At 73.2% G+C, this 1,278-nt stretch carries 1 protein-coding gene; it reads left to right on the top strand.

Going from position 1 to position 1,278, the window contains the following annotated elements; translation table 11 throughout:
- Window positions 1–327: 327 nt before the first annotated feature.
- Window positions 328–1,278 (top strand): response regulator (locus ACFXA3_RS42735; RefSeq protein WP_385196979.1); only part of this gene is annotated, 951 nt, incomplete at its 3' end.

The following is a 1,278-nucleotide window of genomic DNA, read 5'->3' as shown; positions in this document are numbered from 1 at the left end:
CGGGAGCCGGTCGACGAACTGGTACCGGCCCTGGCGGCGTTCCGGGAAGCGGCCGCCGGGCTGCTCCCGGCCCCCCTGCCCGCGGCGGACGTCCCCGAGGCCGCGGCCGGTGGCACGGGCCGGGCGCGGACGTCCGCGCGGATCCCGGACAGCGCCTGACGCGGGCCGTCCCCCGGGGGCTGGTAGGTCTTCGTCCGTCGGGACGGCATAATCATTGAGTTGTTAAAACATTGCCCGACGGCAAATGATCGTTCTACGCTGAACCGCCATGACCAGGCGTCCGCCGGGCGTCCGCTCCCAGTGGCGAGAAGGGACAGACGCGACGCGATGGCGAGCACTCTCGGGCTGGGGGCACGGCCCCCGGCCGACCGCACGCCACCGCAGCAGGCGGTGAACCCGCCCCGGCAGGCTTCCTCCGGGGAACCGGACGACCACCTCGCGCTGTGGGACGGCGCGCCACCGTACGTCCTGCTCATCGAGGACGACGAGGGCGACGCCGTCCTCGTGGAGGACCTCGTGGAGGACAGCGGGATCGACGTCCGCCTCGGCCGCGCCTCCACCCTCGCCGGTGCGCTGCACCTGCTGGAGGCCGAGGCACCCGACTGCGTCCTGCTCGACCTGCACCTGCCCGACGCCCAGGACCTGGACGGCCTGAAGAAGGTCCTCGCCGTGTCCGCCGAGGTCGCCGTGGTCGTCCTGACCGGACTCTCGGAGGAACGGGCGGGGCTGACCGCCGTCGCCGCCGGGGCGCAGGACTACCTGGTCAAGGGCCGCCTGGAACCCGACGTCTTCATGCGGGCCATCCGGTACGCGATCCAGCGCAAGCGGACCGAGCTGGCGGCCGTCGCCCTGGAGGCGGGCAGACTCCGCGCCGAGGAGAACGCGCGCCTCGAACGGGGACTGCTGCCCACCCCGCTGCTCCTCGACGACCCGGCCGACGCCGTCAGCGTCTGTGCGCGCTACCACCCCGGACGCGCCCAGACGCTGCTCGGCGGGGACTTCTACGACGTCGTGCAGACCCCGGACGGCGCGACCCACGCCGTCGTCGGCGACGTCTCGGGCCACGGCCCGAGCGAGGCGGCGCTCGGCGTGTGCCTGCGCGTGGCCTGGAGGTCCTTCGTCATGGCCGGCGCCCGCGGCGCCGAACTGCTCGCGCTGCTGGAGCGGCTCCTGCTCGAGGAAAGCTCCGGCCCCGAGATCTTCGCAACCAGGGTCTCCCTCAGCATCCCTCCAGGAACAGACGACGTCCTCGTGCATCGCGACGTCCACCCCTGCTTC

This window comes from Streptomyces sp. NPDC059456, from assembly GCF_042750055.1.
Lineage (GTDB): Bacteria > Actinomycetota > Actinomycetes > Streptomycetales > Streptomycetaceae > Streptomyces.
The sequence above is the reverse complement of the archived record's forward strand: the minus strand, read 5'-3'. Positions and strand labels throughout refer to the sequence as shown.